At 62.2% G+C, this 18,147-nt stretch carries 26 protein-coding genes and 1 tRNA gene; 18 read left to right on the top strand and 9 right to left on the bottom strand.

Annotated features, from left to right (window positions below):
- Positions 1-66: 66 nt before the first annotated feature.
- From ACK3R5_RS08300 to ACK3R5_RS08285, 4 genes are all read left to right on the top strand, one after another.
- Positions 67-465, top strand: coding sequence for a spore germination protein GerW family protein (locus ACK3R5_RS08300; RefSeq protein WP_411966651.1), 399 nt, complete (start codon positions 67-69; stop codon positions 463-465).
- A gap of 53 nt (positions 466-518) precedes the next feature.
- A complete protein-coding gene (locus tag ACK3R5_RS08295) occupies positions 519-1,463 on the top strand; it encodes a mechanosensitive ion channel family protein (RefSeq protein ID WP_411966650.1) in 945 nt (314 codons plus the stop codon).
- Positions 1,464-1,546: 83 nt separating this feature from the next.
- The gene (locus tag ACK3R5_RS08290) at positions 1,547-2,461 is read left to right on the top strand and encodes a DNA-3-methyladenine glycosylase family protein (RefSeq protein WP_411966649.1); all 915 of its coding nucleotides are present in this window, start codon (positions 1,547-1,549) and stop codon (positions 2,459-2,461) included.
- A 65-nt stretch (positions 2,462-2,526) separates the two neighbouring features.
- A complete protein-coding gene (locus ACK3R5_RS08285) occupies positions 2,527-2,940 on the top strand; it encodes a DUF555 domain-containing protein (protein WP_411963592.1) in 414 nt (137 codons plus the stop codon).
- 140 nt (positions 2,941-3,080) lie between these two features.
- On the opposite strand, the gene ACK3R5_RS08280 is transcribed toward ACK3R5_RS08285, so the two are convergent.
- Positions 3,081-3,317, bottom strand: coding sequence for a UPF0058 family protein (locus ACK3R5_RS08280; RefSeq protein WP_151108781.1), 237 nt, complete (start codon positions 3,315-3,317; stop codon positions 3,081-3,083).
- 250 nt (positions 3,318-3,567) lie between these two features.
- Between ACK3R5_RS08280 and ACK3R5_RS08275 the strand changes: the two genes are divergently transcribed.
- Entirely contained in the window at positions 3,568-3,975 is a 408-nt protein-coding gene (locus ACK3R5_RS08275) for a translation initiation factor IF-2 subunit beta (RefSeq protein ID WP_411963591.1), read from the top strand.
- 21 nt (positions 3,976-3,996) lie between these two features.
- On the opposite strand, the gene ACK3R5_RS08270 is transcribed toward ACK3R5_RS08275, so the two are convergent.
- The 7 genes from ACK3R5_RS08270 to ACK3R5_RS08240 form a co-directional block, all read right to left on the bottom strand.
- Positions 3,997-4,176, bottom strand: a complete 180-nt coding sequence (locus ACK3R5_RS08270) for a hypothetical protein (RefSeq protein ID WP_082682085.1) — start codon at positions 4,174-4,176, stop codon at positions 3,997-3,999.
- Positions 4,177-4,265: 89 nt separating this feature from the next.
- Entirely contained in the window at positions 4,266-5,264 is a 999-nt protein-coding gene (locus ACK3R5_RS08265) for a transcription initiation factor IIB (RefSeq protein WP_411963590.1), read from the bottom strand.
- A 222-nt stretch (positions 5,265-5,486) separates the two neighbouring features.
- Positions 5,487-6,470 (bottom strand): magnesium/cobalt transporter CorA, encoded by a 984-nt coding sequence (gene corA / locus ACK3R5_RS08260; RefSeq protein ID WP_411966648.1) that lies wholly within the window; start codon positions 6,468-6,470, stop codon positions 5,487-5,489.
- Positions 6,467-6,619 (bottom strand): hypothetical protein, encoded by a 153-nt coding sequence (locus ACK3R5_RS08255; RefSeq protein ID WP_411963588.1) that lies wholly within the window; start codon positions 6,617-6,619, stop codon positions 6,467-6,469. Before ACK3R5_RS08255 ends, corA begins: the two co-directional genes overlap by 4 nt.
- 64 nt (positions 6,620-6,683) lie before the next feature.
- Entirely contained in the window at positions 6,684-7,337 is a 654-nt protein-coding gene (locus ACK3R5_RS08250; RefSeq protein ID WP_411966647.1) for a DUF6517 family protein, read from the bottom strand.
- A gap of 44 nt (positions 7,338-7,381) precedes the next feature.
- Positions 7,382-7,753 carry a hypothetical protein gene (locus ACK3R5_RS08245; protein WP_411966646.1) on the bottom strand — a complete coding sequence of 124 codons (372 nt, stop codon included), beginning with the start codon at positions 7,751-7,753 and terminating at the stop codon, positions 7,382-7,384.
- A gap of 58 nt (positions 7,754-7,811) precedes the next feature.
- Positions 7,812-8,234, bottom strand: coding sequence for a hypothetical protein (locus ACK3R5_RS08240; protein ID WP_411966645.1), 423 nt, complete (start codon positions 8,232-8,234; stop codon positions 7,812-7,814).
- Positions 8,235-8,475: 241 nt separating this feature from the next.
- Between ACK3R5_RS08240 and ACK3R5_RS08235 the strand changes: the two genes are divergently transcribed.
- From ACK3R5_RS08235 to ACK3R5_RS08210, 6 genes are all read left to right on the top strand, one after another.
- On the top strand, positions 8,476-9,315 hold the full coding sequence (locus tag ACK3R5_RS08235) for an NOP5/NOP56 family protein (protein WP_411966644.1): 840 nt from the start codon (positions 8,476-8,478) through the stop codon (positions 9,313-9,315).
- A complete protein-coding gene (locus ACK3R5_RS08230; RefSeq protein WP_411966643.1) occupies positions 9,312-9,950 on the top strand; it encodes a fibrillarin-like rRNA/tRNA 2'-O-methyltransferase in 639 nt (212 codons plus the stop codon). The genes ACK3R5_RS08235 and ACK3R5_RS08230 overlap by 4 nt, the downstream gene beginning before the upstream one ends.
- Before the next feature lie 100 nt (positions 9,951-10,050).
- Positions 10,051-11,127 (top strand): glutamate--cysteine ligase, encoded by a 1,077-nt coding sequence (locus ACK3R5_RS08225; protein ID WP_411966642.1) that lies wholly within the window; start codon positions 10,051-10,053, stop codon positions 11,125-11,127.
- A gap of 85 nt (positions 11,128-11,212) precedes the next feature.
- Complete coding sequence (locus ACK3R5_RS08220; RefSeq protein WP_411963581.1) at positions 11,213-11,677, top strand: winged helix-turn-helix transcriptional regulator; 465 nt, start codon at positions 11,213-11,215, stop codon at positions 11,675-11,677.
- 91 nt (positions 11,678-11,768) lie between these two features.
- Positions 11,769-12,272, top strand: coding sequence for a phosphopantetheine adenylyltransferase (locus tag ACK3R5_RS08215; protein ID WP_411966641.1), 504 nt, complete (start codon positions 11,769-11,771; stop codon positions 12,270-12,272).
- A gap of 29 nt (positions 12,273-12,301) precedes the next feature.
- Positions 12,302-12,511, top strand: a complete 210-nt coding sequence (locus ACK3R5_RS08210; protein WP_411963579.1) for a hypothetical protein — start codon at positions 12,302-12,304, stop codon at positions 12,509-12,511.
- On the opposite strand, the gene ACK3R5_RS08205 is transcribed toward ACK3R5_RS08210, so the two are convergent.
- Complete coding sequence (locus ACK3R5_RS08205; protein ID WP_411966640.1) at positions 12,512-12,820, bottom strand: transcription initiation factor IIB family protein; 309 nt, start codon at positions 12,818-12,820, stop codon at positions 12,512-12,514. It lies immediately after the preceding gene.
- Between the two features lie 126 nt (positions 12,821-12,946).
- On the opposite strand from ACK3R5_RS08205, the gene ACK3R5_RS08200 reads away from it, so the two are divergent.
- The 7 genes from ACK3R5_RS08200 to ACK3R5_RS08170 all read left to right on the top strand — a co-directional run bounded on the left by ACK3R5_RS08200 (position 12,947) and on the right by ACK3R5_RS08170 (position 18,131).
- Complete coding sequence (locus tag ACK3R5_RS08200) at positions 12,947-13,090, top strand: hypothetical protein (protein WP_411966639.1); 144 nt, start codon at positions 12,947-12,949, stop codon at positions 13,088-13,090.
- Positions 13,091-13,121: 31 nt separating this feature from the next.
- Positions 13,122-14,168: a PQQ-binding-like beta-propeller repeat protein gene (locus tag ACK3R5_RS08195; protein WP_411966638.1), complete on the top strand. Its 1,047-nt coding sequence runs from the start codon at positions 13,122-13,124 to the stop codon at positions 14,166-14,168.
- Positions 14,169-14,222: 54 nt separating this feature from the next.
- Positions 14,223-14,305: transfer RNA gene (locus ACK3R5_RS08190), tRNA-Leu, on the top strand.
- A 275-nt stretch (positions 14,306-14,580) separates the two neighbouring features.
- Positions 14,581-15,390, top strand: a complete 810-nt coding sequence (gene dacZ, locus ACK3R5_RS08185) for a diadenylate cyclase (protein WP_411963577.1) — start codon at positions 14,581-14,583, stop codon at positions 15,388-15,390.
- A gap of 1 nt (position 15,391) precedes the next feature.
- On the top strand, positions 15,392-16,204 hold the full coding sequence (locus ACK3R5_RS08180; protein ID WP_411963576.1) for a mechanosensitive ion channel family protein: 813 nt from the start codon (positions 15,392-15,394) through the stop codon (positions 16,202-16,204).
- A gap of 136 nt (positions 16,205-16,340) precedes the next feature.
- Positions 16,341-17,048 carry a hypothetical protein gene (locus tag ACK3R5_RS08175; protein ID WP_411966637.1) on the top strand — a complete coding sequence of 236 codons (708 nt, stop codon included), beginning with the start codon at positions 16,341-16,343 and terminating at the stop codon, positions 17,046-17,048.
- Positions 17,049-17,114: 66 nt separating this feature from the next.
- The gene (locus ACK3R5_RS08170) at positions 17,115-18,131 is read left to right on the top strand and encodes a sensor histidine kinase (RefSeq protein ID WP_411966636.1); all 1,017 of its coding nucleotides are present in this window, start codon (positions 17,115-17,117) and stop codon (positions 18,129-18,131) included.
- The last annotated feature ends 16 nt before the right edge of the window (positions 18,132-18,147 follow it).

Below are 18,147 nucleotides of genomic sequence, written 5' to 3'. Positions count from 1 at the left end.
AGACTAGTTCTCCGAGTTCGACGTGTCACGGCGGTGGTTATCTCGTCTGCGAGCGTACACTCGGGTATGGAGACAGACGAAGACACGACACACAGTGGTGCGCACGAAATCGACGTGGAAGTAGCCGACCGACGACTGCTCTCGCCGCTCGAATCGATAGTCGGAACTGACGCCAGAACCGTCTACGGTGACCCCGTCTCTGTGGGTGAGAAGACGGTCATCCCTGCCGCGAGCATCGTCTACGGCCTCGGTATGGGCGGCGGGTCTGGAACAGACGAGATGGGTGATGAGGGAGGCGAAGGATTCGGTGGTGGTGGCGGCGTGCGGGCCACACCACTCGGCGTCGTCGAGGTGACCCCCGACGAGACGCGGTTCGTCAGATTCGGGGCCGAACGACGACTCACAGGCATCTTCGCACTCGGAATCGCTATCGGTCTGGCGCTGGGTCGCTTGGGTCGGCGCTGAGTCGGTCCGAACTCGACTACACCTTTTTGCGTCGTCCACTCTTCGAACCGGATATGTCTCGCCGTCTCGGCCTCGGTTCGTTCACCGTCGGACTGGTCGCCGCCGTTCTCGCCGGCCTGGTTCGGACGACGACGCCACTGTCGAACACCGCGTTCCCCGACACCGACGTCCTTCTCGCGAAGGGGCTATCGGCACTGGCCGTCGTCTTGGTCACCTACGGTATCTATCGGCTGGTGATGTCCGTGTTCGTCGCTCGTATCACCGACAGGCGGCGCGCACACGACATCCGAAACGTTCTCAGACTCACGGTGGGTCTCATCGCCCTCGTCGGCGTTCTCGGCGCGTTCACCGACCAGTGGCTGGGTGTGCTCGTCTCCTTCGGGGTCATCGGGTTCGCCATCACGTTCGCCCTTCAGCAACCGATACTCTCGCTCATCGGGTGGGTCTACGTCGTCATCAAGCGCCCCTACGCAATCGGTGACCGCGTCACCATCGCCAACGTCTCTGGCGACGTGGCCGAAGTGGACTTCCTCGTCACGACGCTGTGGGAGACCGGTGGTACCCTCTCTACGAACCAACCGACTGGCCGGACGGTCACCGTCCCGAACTCGCTCGTCCTCTCGTCGGAAGTGGTCAATCACGGCGCACTGTTCGACCGTATCTGGACGGAAGTCCCCGTTCAGGTCGCCTACGAGACGGATATCCAGTTCGTCCGTGACCTCATGGTCGACACGGCCGAAGCAGAACTCGGAGACGAGACGCGCGCGGCGATACAGCGATACAGACATCGCCTCGACGAGTCGCCGCTGGAGTTAGACGTCCCCGAGAGTCCGACGGTCAACGTCTCGCAGTCGGAGTCGTGGGTCGTCCTCACGCTTCGCGTACTCGTCCCGCCGAGAGGTGCACAGAGTGCCCGAAACCGACTGTACGAGCGCATCTTCGAGCGTCTCGCGGACCACCCGGACAGAGTCAGCTTCCCGGTTGGCCGCAACCGCTGAGACGCGGACGCTCCGGGTCGCCGCGTCACTGCCGCTTCGCCGCCATCGAAACCCGCAAATCCCCCGCGACCAACGTGGAACCGATGGAGACGGGTGTCATCGACATTGCCGAACTCGACGGTGCGTTCGACCTGCAGTCGACGCTCGAAAGCGGCCAGACGTATCTGTGGGACCGGCCGGACGGCCGGATGTACGACCGCGACGCGGCATACGGTGGCGACGCGTGGTACCAGACCGTCGTCCCGCCGCTCGACGGCGTCTCCGACGAGACGGCCGTCGTCAGAGCGCGCCAGACGGACGGCCTGCTGGAGTGGGAGTCGAACGTCGATGCCGTCCCGATTCTGACGCACCTCCTGCGCCTCGACGACGACTTAGACGCAATCGTCGCGGGGATGCCGGACGACCCGCTGGTCCGGCGGGCGTACGACGCCTATCCGGGGATGCGAATCGTCCGGGACCCGCCGTTTGGCTGTCTCGTCTCGTTCATCTGTTCGGCGCAGATGCGCGTCTCTCGTATCTTCGGGATGCAAGAACGTCTCCGCGAGGCCTACGGGGAGGCCGTCGAATTCGACGGCGACACCTACCACGCCTATCCGACGGCGGACCGCCTCGCCGCCACCACCGAAGACGAACTCCGTGACCTCAGTCTGGGCTACCGTGCGCCGTACGTCCGGCGGACCGCCGAGATGGTCGCGACGGGCGAGGCGACGCCGTCGGAGGCACTCGGACGCGACTACGAGGACGCTCGTGACTATCTGACCCGATTCGTCGGCGTCGGTGACAAAGTCGCAGATTGCGTGCTGTTGTTCTCCCTCGGCTATCTCGAAGCAGTCCCGCTGGACACGTGGATTCGAAGCGCAATCGAAGACCACTATCCCGACTGTGACCGCGGCAACTACGCGGAGACGTCGCGGGCGATTCGCGACAGACTCGGCGGGGAGTACGCGGGGTACACACAGACGTACGTCTTCCACTATCTCCGGTCTGGCGGCGAGTGAGACAGAACTGTGTTGTGGAGTGGCAAGAAGGTTGATACCGCTCGCGGCACAACTTTACAGTGACCATGGACTGCAGAGTCGTCGTCGAGGCCGCGGTCCCAGTGTACGACGTGGAGACCGAAGACGAGGCGATTCGCATCGCCATCTCCAAGACGGGTGAGATGCTCAATCCGGACCTCAAATACGTCGAAATCAACATGGGTTCCCGCACCACGCCAGGTGGTGAGACGCTCCCTCCAGCCTTCATCGCCGCCGACGAAGCACTCGTCGCGCTCGAACTGGAGATGACCGTGTTCAACGTCGAACAGGAAGAACACGCGTCTCGCATCGCTCGAAAGGAGATTGGACAGCGCCTCGAAAACATCCCGCTGAAAGTGCTGTCTGTCGAGGTGCTCGACGACGAATCGACGGAAGCGGACGGGAAGGGCGACGACGAGGAACTCATCCCTGAATTCGACGACTTGGTCGAAGACCGGTAACCGACCACGCGGGCGCTTCTTCGGGTTCGACTCGTGTGAGAGTGGCATCGCTCGCGCGTGTCGTGGGTTCGTGAGAGACAGTGCGATGGCTCTCGTGTCGTAGCTTCGTAGGGGAGAACGCGTTTCTCTTGTTCGTCGGTTCAGTCGGCTTGCGCGGCCACCGGTTCCGGTTCGGCGTCGCGCATAGCTCCTGTGATTCCTTTCGCCAGTTTAAACACGGCTGCTTTGTGGTCTGTCTTAGATTTGTGGATGGACGTCGGTCGAACACCGAGCGTATTGTACTCAGTGAGTTCGATTTCGTCGTCTTCCCACGCTTCAATCTGCGTGTGTACCTCTGCGAGCAGGCCGTGCAGGTGGATGAGTTCCTGCTTCTTCATGAGCAAACCACGCTTGATACCGGAGGGATATAGTATTATCTTGAGTCACGTTAGCATCCATCTCGCTTAAACGCACGATTATCGGGTTCTCAGGCAAAATTAGTGTTCGCAAGTTTTCAATTCGTTTGGTGTTTCCACCTTGAATTCACGAAACCGACCGAAAAATACGGAGTACTTTATACCGGTATGTAGCGCGCGCAGTCGTCAGGGGTCGTGAGGATTTTAGTCACCGCCACAGATACAGTGCGATATGGACTACGACGAACAACTGGACCGGGCGCTCTCTGAGTCGCCCGACGTGAACGAGGGTAGCGACCGGTTTTCCGTTCCCGACCCGGTCGTTCGCCAAGAGGGTAACGCGACGGTCTACGAGAACTTCGCCGAGACGTACGACCGTCTCGCGCGCGACGCCGACCACCTCCAGAAGTTCCTCCAGTCGGAGTTGGGGACGAGCGCCCAAATCGACGACAAGGGCCGGGTCAGGTTCACTGGCGACTTCAAACAGCGACGCGTCGCAGCGGCACTCGACGAGTACGTCGAGTCGTTCGTCCGCTGTAGCGAGTGTGGGTCGCCGGACACGAAGTTCGTCAAAGAACGAGGGGCGACGGTGATGAAGTGCGATGCGTGCGGTGCGCTCTCGGCGATTCCCGATATCTAACGAGGACCCCAGTTGCAGTTCCTAATCGAACTGCTTGAGCGTCTGGAGGTCACGCTCGGTCCGCATGAACTCGGCAGTACGCCGTGTTGCTCCACAGGATTGACACGAAAAGTTATCCCTGTGAGCCGGGAGTGACGTCGGATTCGTCTCCCAGTCTTTTCCACATTCAGGGCACAAGAGCCGGACGAACGCTTCGACCATACCAAGATATGCTCCGGGAATGCGGATAAATCTTGTTACGGTCTGGCACATTACGAAAAGCCGTGGGCCACCAAGCCCCACCAAAACGTTCAGGCGAACAGGTTTCCGTCCTGTACTTCGAGGAGTTCTTTGTACCGGTTTCGGATGGTGACCTCGGAGATGTCTGCGACCGTCGAGACTTGACTCTGTGTCACCTTCTCGTTGGTGAGGAGTGCGGCGGCGTAGACGGCGGCGGCGGCGAGGCCGACCGGCGACTTGCCGGAGTGGACGCCCGTCTCCTTCGCACCGCGGAGCAGTTGTCGCGCCTGCCGTTCGGCCTCGTCGGAGAGACCGAGTTCGCTGGCGAACCGCGGGACGTACTGCTCGGGGTCGGCGGGCTTGATTTCGAGCTTGAGTTCGCGGACGATGTAGCGGTACGTCCGGGTCAGCTCCATCTTGTCGACGCGGGAGACTTTCTCCAGTTCGTCGAGCGAGCGCGGCGTTCCGACCATGCGGGCGGACGCGTAGAGGGACGCTGTTGCGACGCCCTCGATAGAGCGTCCGGGGAGCAAGTCGTCGTTGAGGGCGCGGCGGTAGATGACCGACGCCGTCTCGCGGACGTTCTCGGGCAGGCCGAGTGCGGACGCCATGCGGTCGATTTCGCCGAGCGCCTGCTTGAGGTTGCGCTCCTTGGAGTCGCGGGTGCGGAACCGTTCGTTCCACGTGCGGAGGCGTTGCATCTGCTCGCGCTGTCGTGGCGAGAGGGACTTGCCGTAGGCGTCTTTGTTCTGCCAACCGATGTTGGTCGAAAGCCCCTTGTCGTGCATCATCTTGGTCGTCGGTGCACCGACGCGGGACTTGCTGTCACGCTCGGCGGCGTCGAACGCGCGCCATTCGGGGCCACGGTCGACGACGGTGTCCTCGACGACGAGACCACACTCTCCGCAGATAGTTTCGCCGTGGCCGTCGTCGTGGACGAGTTGGCCGCCGCATTCGGGGCAGACCTGGTCTTCGTCTCGCTGTCGCTCTTTGTGCTCGGTTTCACGGGACTGTACGTCTCGTGCCTTCGCGTCGGTTTCGTACGTTCGGGTGGTGGTGGTGTCGCTCATTATCGGTGGTAGGCTCGACCCGCGACGACCGGTAGTCAACGCAGAAGACGAAAGAAATATCCGGCGGGGACGCGCCTTACCCATAGTAAGGCCGAAAACTATTTAAACTTTTCGCCAACAGTATGTTGCTTAATCGCACGATGCTGGTCAATTGACGGCCCGCCGCCGGCGAGCGTCTTGAATCCCAAATGATAAATCGAGTAGTATATCTCTTTCGTCCAGTTACAGCCAGTTTTCCTGTCTGAAGTAGACGAGAAGGATGACCGAGACGAGGGCCATCCCGAGCATCGTCGCGACGTATCCGTACGCCCACCCGAGTTCGGGCATGTTGAACACGGAGGCCGCAGGGTCGAAGTTCATCCCGTAGACACCGACGACGAGCGTGAGGGGGAGGATGATGGTTGCGACGACGGTGAGCGTCTTCATCACCTCGTTGGTGGACTGTGAGAGGGTGTTCAGGTAGATGTCGCGTGCGCCGCGTGCGAGGTCACGGTAGGTCTCGGTCAGGTCGACGAGTTCGACGAGGTGGTCGTAGACGTTGCGGTAGTACTTCTCGGTCACGTCGCGAACGTGGTCTGGGTCGCCACGAGAGAGGACGCCTGCCGCCTCGCGGGTCGGCCACACCGTCTTTCGGAACGAGAGCAGGTCACGTCTGACCGCGTTCAACCCTTCGAGAACCGCAGGGTCAGGGCCGTCGAAGATGATATCCTCGATGGTCTCTATCTCTGCACCGACTTCGTCTAACAGGTCGAAGTAATCGTCGACGATACGGTCGATGACGCGATAGGCGACGAAGTCCGGGCCGAACCGAAGCAGGCGTGCTTCCCCGGATTCGACGGCGTTCCACACCTGAGACACCGGCGTGAGTTCGCGGCGCGTCAGTGTGACCAGCCAATCGTCGCCGAAGCAGAGTCCGACCGGTCTGGTCAGTACTTCCTCTTCGAACGTCTGGTCGCCCGTCCTGAGAGTGGCCACGCGGACCATGACGAAGGTGTAGTTGTCGTACATCTCGGTCTTCGGTCGGGTGTCGTTGCGGACGTCTTCGACCGTCAACGGGTGGATGTCGAACGCGGCGGCGACTCGGTCGAACTCCGTCTCGTCGGTGGCGTGGACCCACGTCGTACCTGCCGCGTTCCGTGCGTCGGTCAGGTCGTCACCGGCGTAGTTCGTCACTCCACCGTCGTCGTAGACGAGCGCGGAAATCACGAGACACCTCCGACGGCCCAGAGCGTAATCCCGACCATGACGGCCGTCACCGAGAAGGCACGGCCGGGGTACGCGACGAGCGTCCCCACGCCGTATCCGACCACGCCGAGGGCAGTCGTGACCATTCCTGCAGTTCGCACGCGATTCATACCGTCACGGACCCGTGCCGACGAGAAAAAGTCTCGCCCGGTGACACCACCGGGTGACGGACGCTTACGCTTCGGCCGGGTGTTCGATAGCCCGCATCAGTTCGAGGATGTTGTCTTCCTCGCCGCCGAGTTGCTGCGGGTAGACGCCGACACTGACGATGAAGTCGTCGCCGTGGCGGACCTTCGTCACGTGGACGAAGACGTCGACTTGCTGGTTGTTCGCGAACGTCGCGGTGGCGCTGTACTTCGTCACGTTCGCCTGCTCACCGAGTATCTGGACGTTCCGAGAGCTCACCTGTTCGACGTCGCTGAGGCCCTGATACTCGCTCTGGACGAGTCTGACCAATCTGTCGTTGGAGTAATCGCCGATGGGGTTCAGCGTCTCGCCGGCGACTTCCACCGCGGGCGTCGAGATGACGGTGAACACGCCGAGTTTCGCCTCGCCGAAGAAGCCGAGGTCCAACGTCTTTTCGTACGTCGTGATGTGGTTGCTGGCGACGACGCGGCGTTCCTGTCCGGCGACACTGAACGTGCGGTTCACTTCGAGTGTTCGTGTCCCGTTCGTCTCGTACCCTGCGCTGGACGCTGCTGTCGCGTCAGTCGCCGCAGGGTCGGATTCGAACCTCAGTGACTCTTCACCGGTGAGGACACCGAGACACCCGCTCGTCAAAACGAGTGCAGTGAGCGCGAGTGCCGCGAGCGCACGGTTGGAGACCATTGTTCATTTTTCCCTCTCTCCGGCTATAAGTTCAGTGGCTCGTGTCAGTCACCCAGCCCACGAGATTCGTTCTCGCGGCGGAGGACACGCCTGCTGTAGAGGTAGTACGCCGGTGCGACGAACGGGAGGGCGAAGGCCGCACCGAACCAGAGGTGCCGCGAGAACCCCCAGTCGACTCCCTGTCCCCGAATCGAGTTGATGTCCGCCCGGACGAGGCCCGCGTAGAACAGGTGTGTGACGAGGTAGACGGCGAACGCCGGTTCGGGCCCGATGAAGAGCGAGACGACGGTGAAGATGACGAACCCGATGGCGTAGATGACGGGTATCACACCACGGTATCGGCCGCGTGCCCGGCGATTCTTCCCTTGCCGTTCGCGCTCGACCTTTCGCCCACGGCGATACTCGTCGGTACTCATGTACGCACCGTGGCAGTGGTGCCGAAAAAGTGGTTCGTTCCACGAGGCCCCGGCCGGGTCACCCGAGATACTTCACGTCGACTTCGTGGGAGACGTCGCCCGCCGACAGTTCGACAGTGTCGCGGAGGTGCGACCGAATCGAGGTTCGCCACGACTCGACTGCCGCCGTGTGTCGTTCGTGGTGGGCCTCCAGTTCGTAGGGGTCTGGCCGCGTCTCGTCGACTTCGGGGTACGCCGGGGCCGTCTCGTCGAGGAACGTCTCCGGGTCGAAGTGGAGCGGTGGCGGGTCCGCATAGTCGGCTACCTCGCCGCCGGTCAGGTGGATTCGTGCTCGCTCACGGGCGTAGAACGGTGGCGTCACGCGGAGAACGACGTGGCTGTTGGCTCGGCGGTTCGCTTCGAGAGCGGATATCAGGTCGTCTGTCGTCACTGCAATCGACCGAACGACGGTGGGGTCCGACGCCCCCGGTGTCTCGTTCAATCGACAGCGCGGCGTCGGCCAGTTACCGACGAGGGCCGTAGTTCGCCGCTACACTCTGGACACGTCGCACGGTACGACGCGGGACTCACTGTCGACTCACACTCACGACAGACGTACGAGGGCCTCTCCATCGCCAAGAGGTAAGGCGGTATGTGTGTTAAAGTTTACCACGGTACTTGGGGACGCTTCAGTCGGGTGCAGGTCCGTACCCTTTTACCCGAACGCGGCGCAACCCGCCACCATGACAGACGCATGGTTCGCCGGCGCGAACCCCGACGACCCCGAATCCGGGGCCACTTCGGTCCGAGACGGGCACGCAGACGCCCCCGAAGCGTGGCCCACACAGGCCGTCGAGAGCGGGTTCGCCGCCGACGAGGACGACTACTACGAGAAACTCCGTGCGGCGACGCTCACCGCCGCCCGTGAGGCCGTCGCGGAGCGAGAACGCGCCGACGACAAGCAACTCGCGCACGCCGTCCGCGCGATGGACGACGCCGAACGAACCGCCAACGAACTCGCCGAGCGCGTCGTCGAGTGGGCGGGAACCCTCTACGAGGACGTGCCACGCGGACTCGACGGCGTCCGAGACATCGCCGCGCGCGACCCGACGACGGCGGCCGAAGCGCGCGTCGTCTCGTATGCGACCCGCGCCGTCGACTTGCTCGACGAACGTGACGAACTCCAGACGTTCATCGAAGAACGCGCGCCGACGGTTGCGCCCAACCTCTCGGAGATGGCCGGCCCCGTGCTCACTGCTCGCCTCATCTCGCTCGCTGGCGGCCTCGACAGACTGGCGAAATCACCGAGTGGAACGGTGCAGGTTCTCGGTGCCGAAGACGCACTCTTCGCACACCTGAAAGGCCGTGCGCCGTCGCCGAAACACGGCGTCATCTTCACCCACGAGTACGTCCGCGGGACGCGCCCGGAGGACCGTGGGTCGGCAGCGCGCGCTTTCGCCGGCAAACTCACTATCGCCGCCCGAATCGACCACTACTCGGGTGACTACCGCGACGAGATTCACACCGAACTCGCAGACCGGATGGCGACGATTCGCGCCCGTGCCGAGGAGGAAGGCCAATGAGCGCCGACCTGCCGGCCGGCGTCGAACGCCGGACGTTCGACGGACGCGAGCGCCTCTCGACCCGCGGCCAATCGGTCTACGGCGAACCCACCGACGCGGACGGGTGGCGCGCGTGGGACGCCAACCGCTCGAAACTCGGCGGCATGCTCGAACTCGGGATGGACACCGGCCTCGTCGGCGGTGAGACGGTTCTGTATCTCGGTGCCGCGTCTGGAACGACTGTCTCACACGTCGCGGACTTCGCCGGACCGACGTACGCAGTCGAGTTCGCGCCGCGTCCGGTCCGTGACCTCGTCGGCGTGGCGGAAGACCGGGACAATCTCTTTCCCCTCCTGAAAGACGCCCGCGACCCAGCGTCGTACGCACACGTCGTCGAGTCCGACGTTGACTGCCTCGTGATGGACGTCGCGACGCGCGGACAGGCCACTGTCGCCGTCCGAAACCGGCAGTTTCTGGCCGACGACGGCCGTCTCCTGATGGCCGTGAAGGCACGAAGCGAAGACGTGACCGCCGACCCAGACGACGTGTTCGACGACGTCCTCGACGAACTCGAATCCACCTACGAGATACTCGAAACCGCCCGATTAGACCGGTTCCACGCGGACCACCTCGGTATCGTCGCCCGGCCGAAGTGATATTTCGGCCCTCGGTCGTTACGGTTCGCCGACAGGAGTTGTGCGACGCGTTCGCCGGGGTCCACGACGTTTTTAATTAGGGGCCTCTAACGCGGTTGCGATGGAACTAGGGTCGGCGGACGCCTTCGACCGGATGGGGACGCTCGGCATCGAAGAGGAATTCTATATCGTCGATGCCGACGGTCACCCCACGTCGGGAATCGACGAGTTAGTCTACGGACCGGAACCACCGGAACCGCTCACCGGGCGCCTCGACCACGAACTGTTCGAGTTCACAATCGAGACGCAGACGCCACGTCTCGAAGCACCCGCCGACGTGGACGCCGCAGTTCGCGCAGTCCGCGAGGCACTCGTCGAACACGCCTCGAATCACGGCTATCGAATCGCCGCGGCGGGTCTCCACCCCGCGGCGAAGTGGCGTGAACTCGAACACGCGACGAAACCTCGATATCAGGCACAACTCGACCGGATTCAGTACCCGCAGCACCGAAATACGACCTCTGGCCTGCACGTCCACGTCGGCGTCGACGACCCGGACAAAGCCGTCTGGATTGCCAACGAACTTCGGTGGTACGTCGGCCCCATCCTCGCGCTCTCGGCGAACTCGCCGTTCTGGAACGGTTTCGACACCGGTCTGGCGTCGGCCCGGGCGAAGATTTTCGAGAACCTCCCCAATACGGGGATGCCGACGGCGTTCGCCGACTTCGAGGAGTTCCAGGAGTTCGAGCGCCGGATGGTCGAACACGGGTCGATAGACGACCGAGGAGAACTCTGGTACGACGTCCGCCCGCACACGGGCCACGGAACCGTCGAGATTCGCACCCCGGACGCACAGACGGACCCGAGTCGCGTCGTCGACTTCGTCGAGTACGTCCACGCACTCGTCTTGGACCTCGCAGACCGATACGAATCCGGCGAGACGGGCACCGACATTCGACGCGAGATACTCGACGAGAACAAGTGGCGGGCGATTCGCTACGGACGAGAGGCGAGTTTCATCACCCCCGATGTGGACGGTGTGGTCGAACTCGAAACGTTCGTCGAAGCGGAGTCCGAGCGTCTCGGTGTCGACGGCCTTCGGTCTCTGTTCGACGCCGACTCCGGAACCGACGTCCAACGACGTATCCTCGCCGACGAGGGACTCGACGCGCTGTGCGAGTATCTGACACTCGAGTAGTCGTCGGCGCGTCGTCGTTCGAGAACCTCGACACTGACGAGAAACCTTTTTTATCACCTGTGTTTTGACCTTTTCCGTAGCACAAATGTCTGCGGAAGAACGCACTGAGGGGAAAGTCGAATCGGCGGACGAAAGCGAATCTCAGGGACCAGCAGACTGCGCTGTCTCGGAGTTCGACGACGGGTTGGTGGACTTACTCGCGTGGATTCTCGACACCGAGACACGAGCACGAATCTACGTCTTCCTTCGACAGAACCCCTACTCGACGAGCGAGGAGGTTGCAGAGGGGACGGGTCTCTATCCGAGTACGGTCCGAGAGGCACTCGCCGAACTCACCGACGACGAGACGGTCGAACGTCGCAAACGGAAGAGTTCCGGCGCGGGGAACAACCCCTACGAGTACGTCGCTATCGCGCCGAGCGAACTCGTCAAGGGCGTGACGAACCAGGTGCAGTCGCAGTTGAACGCAGTGTTCAATCTCGACCGTCGACTCGGGAGCGACGACTCCGAGGAGACGGACCCCGTCAGAATCACTGTCCACGAGGAGTGAGTGTTTGGACCGCCTCGCCGTCCGACTCGAGGTGGACTCGAGGCTACTCTAACCCGACCCGCTTAAGTCACGGGGCACCCACGGCGAGAGTATGCACGTCGCGCTGGGCGGGACGTTCGACCCTGTCCACGATGGACACATCGCGCTGTTCGAGCGCGCTTTCGAGTTGGGCGACGTCACGGTGGGATTGACGAGCGACGAACTCGCGCCGAAGACCCGTCACGTCGATAGATACGTCCGTCCGTTCGAGGAGCGAGAAGCAGACCTCGAAGCGGAGCTTCGGCCGCTGGCAGAAGAGCACGGACGGGAATTCGACATTCGCGAACTCGAAGAACCGACCGGTATCGCGACCGAACCCGGGTTCGACGTTCTCATCGTCTCCCCAGAGACCAAAGCCGGTGGCGAGAAGGTCAACCAGATTCGCGAGGAACGCGGCCTCGACCCGCTTCAAATCGAAATCGTCGACCACGTCGCTGCCGAGGACGGGAACCGAATCTCGTCGACCCGCATCGTGAGTGGCGAAATCGACCGCCACGGCAACCTCACACCGGACCGTGAGGGTCGTGGTCGGACACCGCCCGAGACGGACGAATAATTTTCTGGGCGGGCGACCAACTCTCTCGTATGCGTTACCCGCTACTCGCGAGTTTCGTGGTCGGTATCGCCGCCGCCCTCCTCGTCGGCATCGCCGCCACCGAGATAGCCTCTCAGTGGATATTCTTCTCGCTGTTCGTCGGCATCCCGGTGGGCATCGTCGCTGGCGTCGTCGGCACCGCCGCTACCTACGCAGTGCTCACTCGCCGAGGCCTCACGGCGGCCGAGACGTCGGACTGACTACCAACTCGGTGGCCGAAAGCCGGCCTCTGTCAGAATGTCCTTCCAGCGTTGCTGGATACTGAGACGTGAGACGTCCATCGCGTCGGCGACGGCCGATTGCGACCGTTCCTCACCCGCGATGAGCGCGCCTGCGTAGAGACTCGCCGCCGCCACCGCTTGCTTCGACCGGTCTTCGTCGGGAAGTTGCGTCAAGAACATATCCGAGGCGTACGACCGCGCCTCACTGCCGAGTTCGAGACTGTCGGCGGCGGCGTCGATGCGGGCCAACCACTTCTCGTTGTCTCGTTGGTCCCGGGCGCTGTACATGGTCGGCGTTGTGGACGCGGGCACATAACCCCCGCGCCGGGACAGTTTTTTGTGTCAACTCTGAGGGAGTTACACCATGGTCCCCAGACGAACGTTCCTCGCTGCCCTCTCTGCAGTCCTCGCGGGGTGCTCGACCGTCTCCTCACCCGACACGACGACCGAACAGACGCAGACGTCGGCGACAGCGACGACCACGTCACCATCGCCGTCTCCAACGACCACGACCACGACCACCGAAAAGCCACCCGAGACGACAGAGACCACTCCTGAACCGGCGTGCGACACTCGGTGGACCCCGACAGTGCAGTGGTCGTTCAGCACGAACGTCCGGGCGTATCAGCCAACTGTCGCAGACGGCGTCGTCTACGTCGGTGAGCAAGGTGGGGCGTTTCACGCGCTCGACGCTGCTAGCGGCGAGGTCCTGTGGAGTCGTCCAGCGACGTTGCGATTCGGCACTGCCCCCGTCGTCTCGAACCGGACGGTCACGCTTGTCGGCGACGACAGCGTCGTGGCCTACGACACCGCCACCGGCGACGAGCGGTGGACGGTCACGCCACCGGGAGCGCGCGCGTCTGTCCCGCCGACGCACGACAGCGACGGTGAGACGGTGTTCTTCGGGGCGTCGCAACGACCCACACCACAGACCGACCCGGACCCCGTCTACGATCGGGTATACGCAGTGGACCGACAGACGGGTGACGAGGTGTGGAACGTCTCGATTGGCGGCGACGACGTCGACGACTACGACGACTGGGCAGTCCCGGAGGCAGTCGTCGCCGACGCAGGCCGGGTCTTCGTCAGCACCGAACAGAGTGAACTGGTCGTCCTCGACGCCGAAGACGGGTCGGTTCTCTGGAGGCGGCGCTTTTCGAGCACCACCTCACACGCCGAACGGCCAGTCGTCGCCGGCGAGCGTGTCTTTCAGGTGCTCGACGGAGTGGGGTACGTGCTCGACGTCGAAACCGGCACGGAGGAGTGGCAAGCGCTGGGTGAGTACCCACCAGCAGTCGCTGGCGACACGTCTTACTGGGTCGGACATTCGACCGTCGTCGCTCGTGACGTCGCCGACGGGGCGGTTCGCTGGCGTCTGCAGATCCCCACCGAGGGCTGTCTCCGGACGCCGGCGGTGGGCGACGACGTGCTCTACGTTCCGACTGGGTGCGGGTCGACGAAGGCGAACGTCCACGCTATCGACGCCACCGACGGGTGTTGGCTGGGGTCGTTCGAACTCGAATCGAGCAACGCGACGACGCCCGTCGTGAGCGACGACTCGGTGTTCGTGGGTGGCCTCAACGGGGCGGCCAACGTGTGGTCGCTGTCGGCCGCCGGCGCGGACGACTCCTCGTGACGTTTATGTGTGGGTACGGGGAATGTGCGGTCGAAGGGCGATAGTGCCCGACGTGCGCGGGTAGCCAAGTGGCCAAAGGCGCAGCGCTTAGGACGCTGTGGTGTAGACCTCCGCAGGTTCGAATCCTGTCCCGTGCATACCGTCTCGAACACCGTGAGAGACGTGTCTGCACGCCCAAGGATTCGAATCAGGGAGCAACTCGAAGAGTTGCGACCGAGGTTCGAATCCTGTCCTTCGCAACCGTAGCCCCACTAAATCCGTCCCATTGACTCCTTATTTCCTCGAATCCCATTTTCACAACCAATAACTCACCCGATAGAGCAGGGAATCGGGTCGAATCACCACCGAGAATCGCACGCCACGCGTCAGACACGACACAACCCTTTTTCTCACCCGGTGTGTGTGTCCACCAATGGCGGCGTTATCTGAATTATTAGGCGACATCGTGATAGATGTCGATGGGCTCTTCCTCTTCACCCCGAGCCACTCGCACTACGAGCGGTTCGAAGAAGCCGAAGTCCCAACGGTCGTCATCGCCCCCGAGAACACCGTCGATGCGGAGACGTTCGTGGAACTGCCGCTTCAGTTCCAGAACGTCAAAGACCGCATCCGGTTCGGTGTCGAAGGTGCGATGGAACAGAGTATCGTCGAGGCAGGTGACACTATCGCGTGCAACGTCGGCATCTTCGGCGGCGACCCGGACACAGTCGTCCGCGTCCGCGTCGAAGAGAACATGCGCTCGGGCATCTACGACCTCTTTGCCAACTCGCGGGCGGACCCCGGCGTCATCCGCGACGTGTTCGAAGTGGCCATCGAACTGGGCAAGAAAGGGCAGAAGGGCGAACCCGTCGGGGCACTGTTCATCGTCGGTGACGCGGGGAAGGTGATGAACAAGTCCCGACCACTCTCGTACAACCCCTTCGAGAAGTCGCACGTCTACGTCGGGGACCCCATCGTCAACGTCATGCTCAAAGAGTTCTCGCGACTCGACGGCGCGTTCGTCATCTCCGACTCGGGGAAAATCGTCTCCGCGTACCGCTACCTCGAACCCGCCGCCGAGGGCGTCGACATCCCGAAGGGCCTCGGTGCCCGGCACATGGCCGGTGGTGCGATTACCCGCGACACCAACGCGACGGCTATCGTTCTCTCGGAGTCTGACGGCCTCGTCCGTGCGTTCAAGGGAGGCAAGATGATTCTCGAAATCGACCCGGAGGACTACTGAGATGGTGGGGTCCGCCCCGACCCTGCCTCTCCAATCCATCGGGAGCATCGTCGAGCGAATCGTCCAGACTGCCGGCCTGCGGTTTCTGGGTGTCCTCGCCATCCTCGCCGTCGGGTTAGTCGTCGCGTACGTCGCCGGGACGCTGGTCCAGCGACTGCTGGTCAGCCTCGGTGTCCCCGACGCAATCGAGGGGACGGCGTTCGAACGCGCCGCCCGCGACTTCGAAACCTCGACGATAGATATTCTGTCGTGGTTGACGCGATATTTCGTCCTGGGTATCGCGCTCGTCGCCGCACTCTCGTTCGTCGGCGTCAACTACGTCGACCAGTTTTGGGGACTCGTCATCGCAATCCTCCCGCAGTTGTTCGTCGCCATCCTGGTGCTCATCGTCGGTATCGTCGTCGGCGACAAGGTAGAACTCCTCGTCGCCGAGCGATTCCGTGGCGTGAAACTCCCACAGGTAAACGTCGTCCCGTCGCTGGCGAAGTACACCGTCTTCTTCCTCGCGTCGCTCATCGCACTCTCACAGGTCGGTGTTGCTATCGCTGCTCTCATCGTCCTCCTCGGCGCGTATCTGTTCGGACTCATCGTCCTCAGTGCCGTCGCCTTCCACGACCTGCTCAAATCCGGTGCTGCGGGGACCTACCTGCTGTTCATTCAGCCGTACAGTATCGGCGACGAAATCGTCGTCGGCGACATCCGCGGTGTCGTCCAAGAGTTCGATATGTTCGTCACGTACGTCGAGGCAGAAGACAGAGAGTACGTCCTTCCGAACGCCCGAGTGTTCGACGAGGGAGTCGGACGAATTCGGTGACGATACTGACGCTCCGTCCCGAACAATCGTTGCGTACGACGCCTGTCTGACGCCTGTACCCCCGACGTTTCAATATAACGCCATAACAGTTTAGAAGTGGACCAGAGATTCTCTTATATCGGATTCACTGAATGCGATGAAGAAAAATCTCCCCTCACTCGATATCGCGGAACCCTCTCTACAGGCCCGTAAGGCTGCAGAGACGCTTCTCCGTGGGTTCCACTATCAGGATTTGCGGGAGACACATCTCCTCGCGTGCGACTTCGACGCGGCACGACAGGCCGCCACACTCGCGACAGGCCACATGTCGCAATCGTTCACCGTCGACTTCCCGAACGCGCCCGACGAACGTGCGAGACGGGGCGGTGAACTGTTCATGCGTGCCCTGTTCCTGCAGGACGAAATCGAAAACCGGGCGGAGTTCTACGAGTGTCTGTCGGACCCCGTCCCCGACGACATATTCGTCGACGTCGCAGAAGCGGTGCCGGGGCTATCCATCAACGACGACCCGCGGTGGGAGGACGTCCGAATCCTCCTCGAAGGCGTCTGTGAGGAACTCGGAATCGACACCGAATACGCGGTTCTGCACGCTCGATTCTGGCGCCTTCACGGACAGCGCCGTGACGGATGGCAATCTATCGCCCGCCGCGCACACCGTATCAAACTCGCTCGGATGGTCCCACGGGCGAGTGCCACCGATATCGACAAACTCGCGGAGTACTTCGTCGCCGGTGTCGACCACCACGACAACTGGTGCCGCGACGACCCGGAACGCGACATCTCCACGACTGTCGACGTCGTCGCTCGCTATTACGAACAGATATTCGACCTGCGAAATAGCTGACATTATTACCAGTCTGCTGACCGCCGATAATAAGTACCGGTGGGGTAATCTTAGCCCAATACGAGCATGGAGGGTACTGACCCGGAGGTGTACCGCGAAGCATTTCGGAGTACAGATATTCCCATGCTCATCGCGGACACGAACTTTGCCTTTCGAGATATCAACGATGCCGGACTCGACTTCCTCGGATACGAGTACGACGAGATAATCGGAGAGCCAGTGGGCCTCATCGCTGGCAACGAGGAGGCGTACTACGAAATCATCGAACACATGCTCGACGAAGAGACGTGGTCGGGCGAATTCATGGTTCGACGGACGGACGACAGAGTCGTCTACGGGAACGGGTTTGCGACACCGATAGTCGTCGAGGGCGACGTCGAGGGCTTCCTCGCGTTCTTCCTCGACACCACCAAACAGCGCCAGTACGAGAACGTCTCTGAAGTGCTCAGTCGACTCCTCAGACACGACTTGCGGAACGAACTCAACGTCGTCTACGGATACACACAACAGGTCGCCAGCAGAATCGACGACGAGGAAGCGCTCGAAGAACTCCAACTGGTCCAAGACAAGGTCCTCGACATCGTTCACAAGTCCGAACGAGCGCGTGACCTCCGTGACCTACTCGAACGCTCGCACGACCGGTCGAATCGCCCCGTCCGCCTCGACGTCGTCTTACAGAAGAAAATCGTCGATGCGACCATCGAGTTCCCGGACGCAGAGTTCGAGTCCGGGAACTTCCCCAAAGTCAAAGTTATCGCCGACGACTTGCTCGGCGAGGCAATCGAGTGCCTCCTCGAAAACGCCGTCGCCCACAACGACAAGGAGACGCCACAGGTCGAAGTCACGCTCGAACGGGAGGACGGATACGTCTCCCTCCACGTCGCGGACAACGGCCCGGGCGTCCCCGAACAACAGCGTGACCTCATCTTCGGGCGCGAGGAGTACGACCAACTGCATCACGGAACGGGTATCAGTCTCTTCTTCGCGGACAACGTCATCTCGTCGTACAACGGTGACCTCTGGGTCGAGGACAACGAAGACGAGGGGAGTGTCTTCTGTATCCGCCTCGAAGAAGAGCAATAACGAGACGGCTAACCGA

Source organism: Haloferax sp. YSSS75, from assembly GCF_046764215.1.
GTDB lineage: Archaea > Halobacteriota > Halobacteria > Halobacteriales > Haloferacaceae > Haloferax.
This window is presented reverse-complemented; position numbering and strand designations above follow the sequence as displayed.

What these genes read in the sequence shown, in the direction of transcription:
- ACK3R5_RS08265 (WP_411963590.1), bottom strand. Translation starts at nt 5,264, where the DNA reads ATGAGCGACACCACCACCACCCGAACGTACGAAACCGACGCGAAGGCA.
- ACK3R5_RS08235 (WP_411966644.1), top strand. Translation starts at nt 8,476, where the DNA reads ATGACAGACGCATGGTTCGCCGGCGCGAACCCCGACGACCCCGAATCC.
- dacZ (WP_411963577.1), top strand. Translation starts at nt 14,581, where the DNA reads ATGGCGGCGTTATCTGAATTATTAGGCGACATCGTGATAGATGTCGAT.
- ACK3R5_RS08220 (WP_411963581.1), top strand. Translation starts at nt 11,213, where the DNA reads ATGTCTGCGGAAGAACGCACTGAGGGGAAAGTCGAATCGGCGGACGAA.
- ACK3R5_RS08245 (WP_411966646.1), bottom strand. Translation starts at nt 7,753, where the DNA reads ATGAGTACCGACGAGTATCGCCGTGGGCGAAAGGTCGAGCGCGAACGG.
- ACK3R5_RS08230 (WP_411966643.1), top strand. Translation starts at nt 9,312, where the DNA reads ATGAGCGCCGACCTGCCGGCCGGCGTCGAACGCCGGACGTTCGACGGA.
- ACK3R5_RS08250 (WP_411966647.1), bottom strand. Translation starts at nt 7,337, where the DNA reads ATGGTCTCCAACCGTGCGCTCGCGGCACTCGCGCTCACTGCACTCGTT.
- ACK3R5_RS08275 (WP_411963591.1), top strand. Translation starts at nt 3,568, where the DNA reads ATGGACTACGACGAACAACTGGACCGGGCGCTCTCTGAGTCGCCCGAC.
- ACK3R5_RS08290 (WP_411966649.1), top strand. Translation starts at nt 1,547, where the DNA reads ATGGAGACGGGTGTCATCGACATTGCCGAACTCGACGGTGCGTTCGAC.
- ACK3R5_RS08270 (WP_082682085.1), bottom strand. Translation starts at nt 4,176, where the DNA reads ATGGTCGAAGCGTTCGTCCGGCTCTTGTGCCCTGAATGTGGAAAAGAC.
- ACK3R5_RS08285 (WP_411963592.1), top strand. Translation starts at nt 2,527, where the DNA reads ATGGACTGCAGAGTCGTCGTCGAGGCCGCGGTCCCAGTGTACGACGTG.
- ACK3R5_RS08180 (WP_411963576.1), top strand. Translation starts at nt 15,392, where the DNA reads ATGGTGGGGTCCGCCCCGACCCTGCCTCTCCAATCCATCGGGAGCATC.
- ACK3R5_RS08175 (WP_411966637.1), top strand. Translation starts at nt 16,341, where the DNA reads ATGAAGAAAAATCTCCCCTCACTCGATATCGCGGAACCCTCTCTACAG.
- ACK3R5_RS08215 (WP_411966641.1), top strand. Translation starts at nt 11,769, where the DNA reads ATGCACGTCGCGCTGGGCGGGACGTTCGACCCTGTCCACGATGGACAC.
- ACK3R5_RS08210 (WP_411963579.1), top strand. Translation starts at nt 12,302, where the DNA reads ATGCGTTACCCGCTACTCGCGAGTTTCGTGGTCGGTATCGCCGCCGCC.
- ACK3R5_RS08225 (WP_411966642.1), top strand. Translation starts at nt 10,051, where the DNA reads ATGGAACTAGGGTCGGCGGACGCCTTCGACCGGATGGGGACGCTCGGC.
- ACK3R5_RS08300 (WP_411966651.1), top strand. Translation starts at nt 67, where the DNA reads ATGGAGACAGACGAAGACACGACACACAGTGGTGCGCACGAAATCGAC.
- ACK3R5_RS08255 (WP_411963588.1), bottom strand. Translation starts at nt 6,619, where the DNA reads ATGAATCGCGTGCGAACTGCAGGAATGGTCACGACTGCCCTCGGCGTG.
- ACK3R5_RS08205 (WP_411966640.1), bottom strand. Translation starts at nt 12,820, where the DNA reads ATGTACAGCGCCCGGGACCAACGAGACAACGAGAAGTGGTTGGCCCGC.
- ACK3R5_RS08295 (WP_411966650.1), top strand. Translation starts at nt 519, where the DNA reads ATGTCTCGCCGTCTCGGCCTCGGTTCGTTCACCGTCGGACTGGTCGCC.
- ACK3R5_RS08170 (WP_411966636.1), top strand. Translation starts at nt 17,115, where the DNA reads ATGGAGGGTACTGACCCGGAGGTGTACCGCGAAGCATTTCGGAGTACA.
- ACK3R5_RS08280 (WP_151108781.1), bottom strand. Translation starts at nt 3,317, where the DNA reads ATGAAGAAGCAGGAACTCATCCACCTGCACGGCCTGCTCGCAGAGGTA.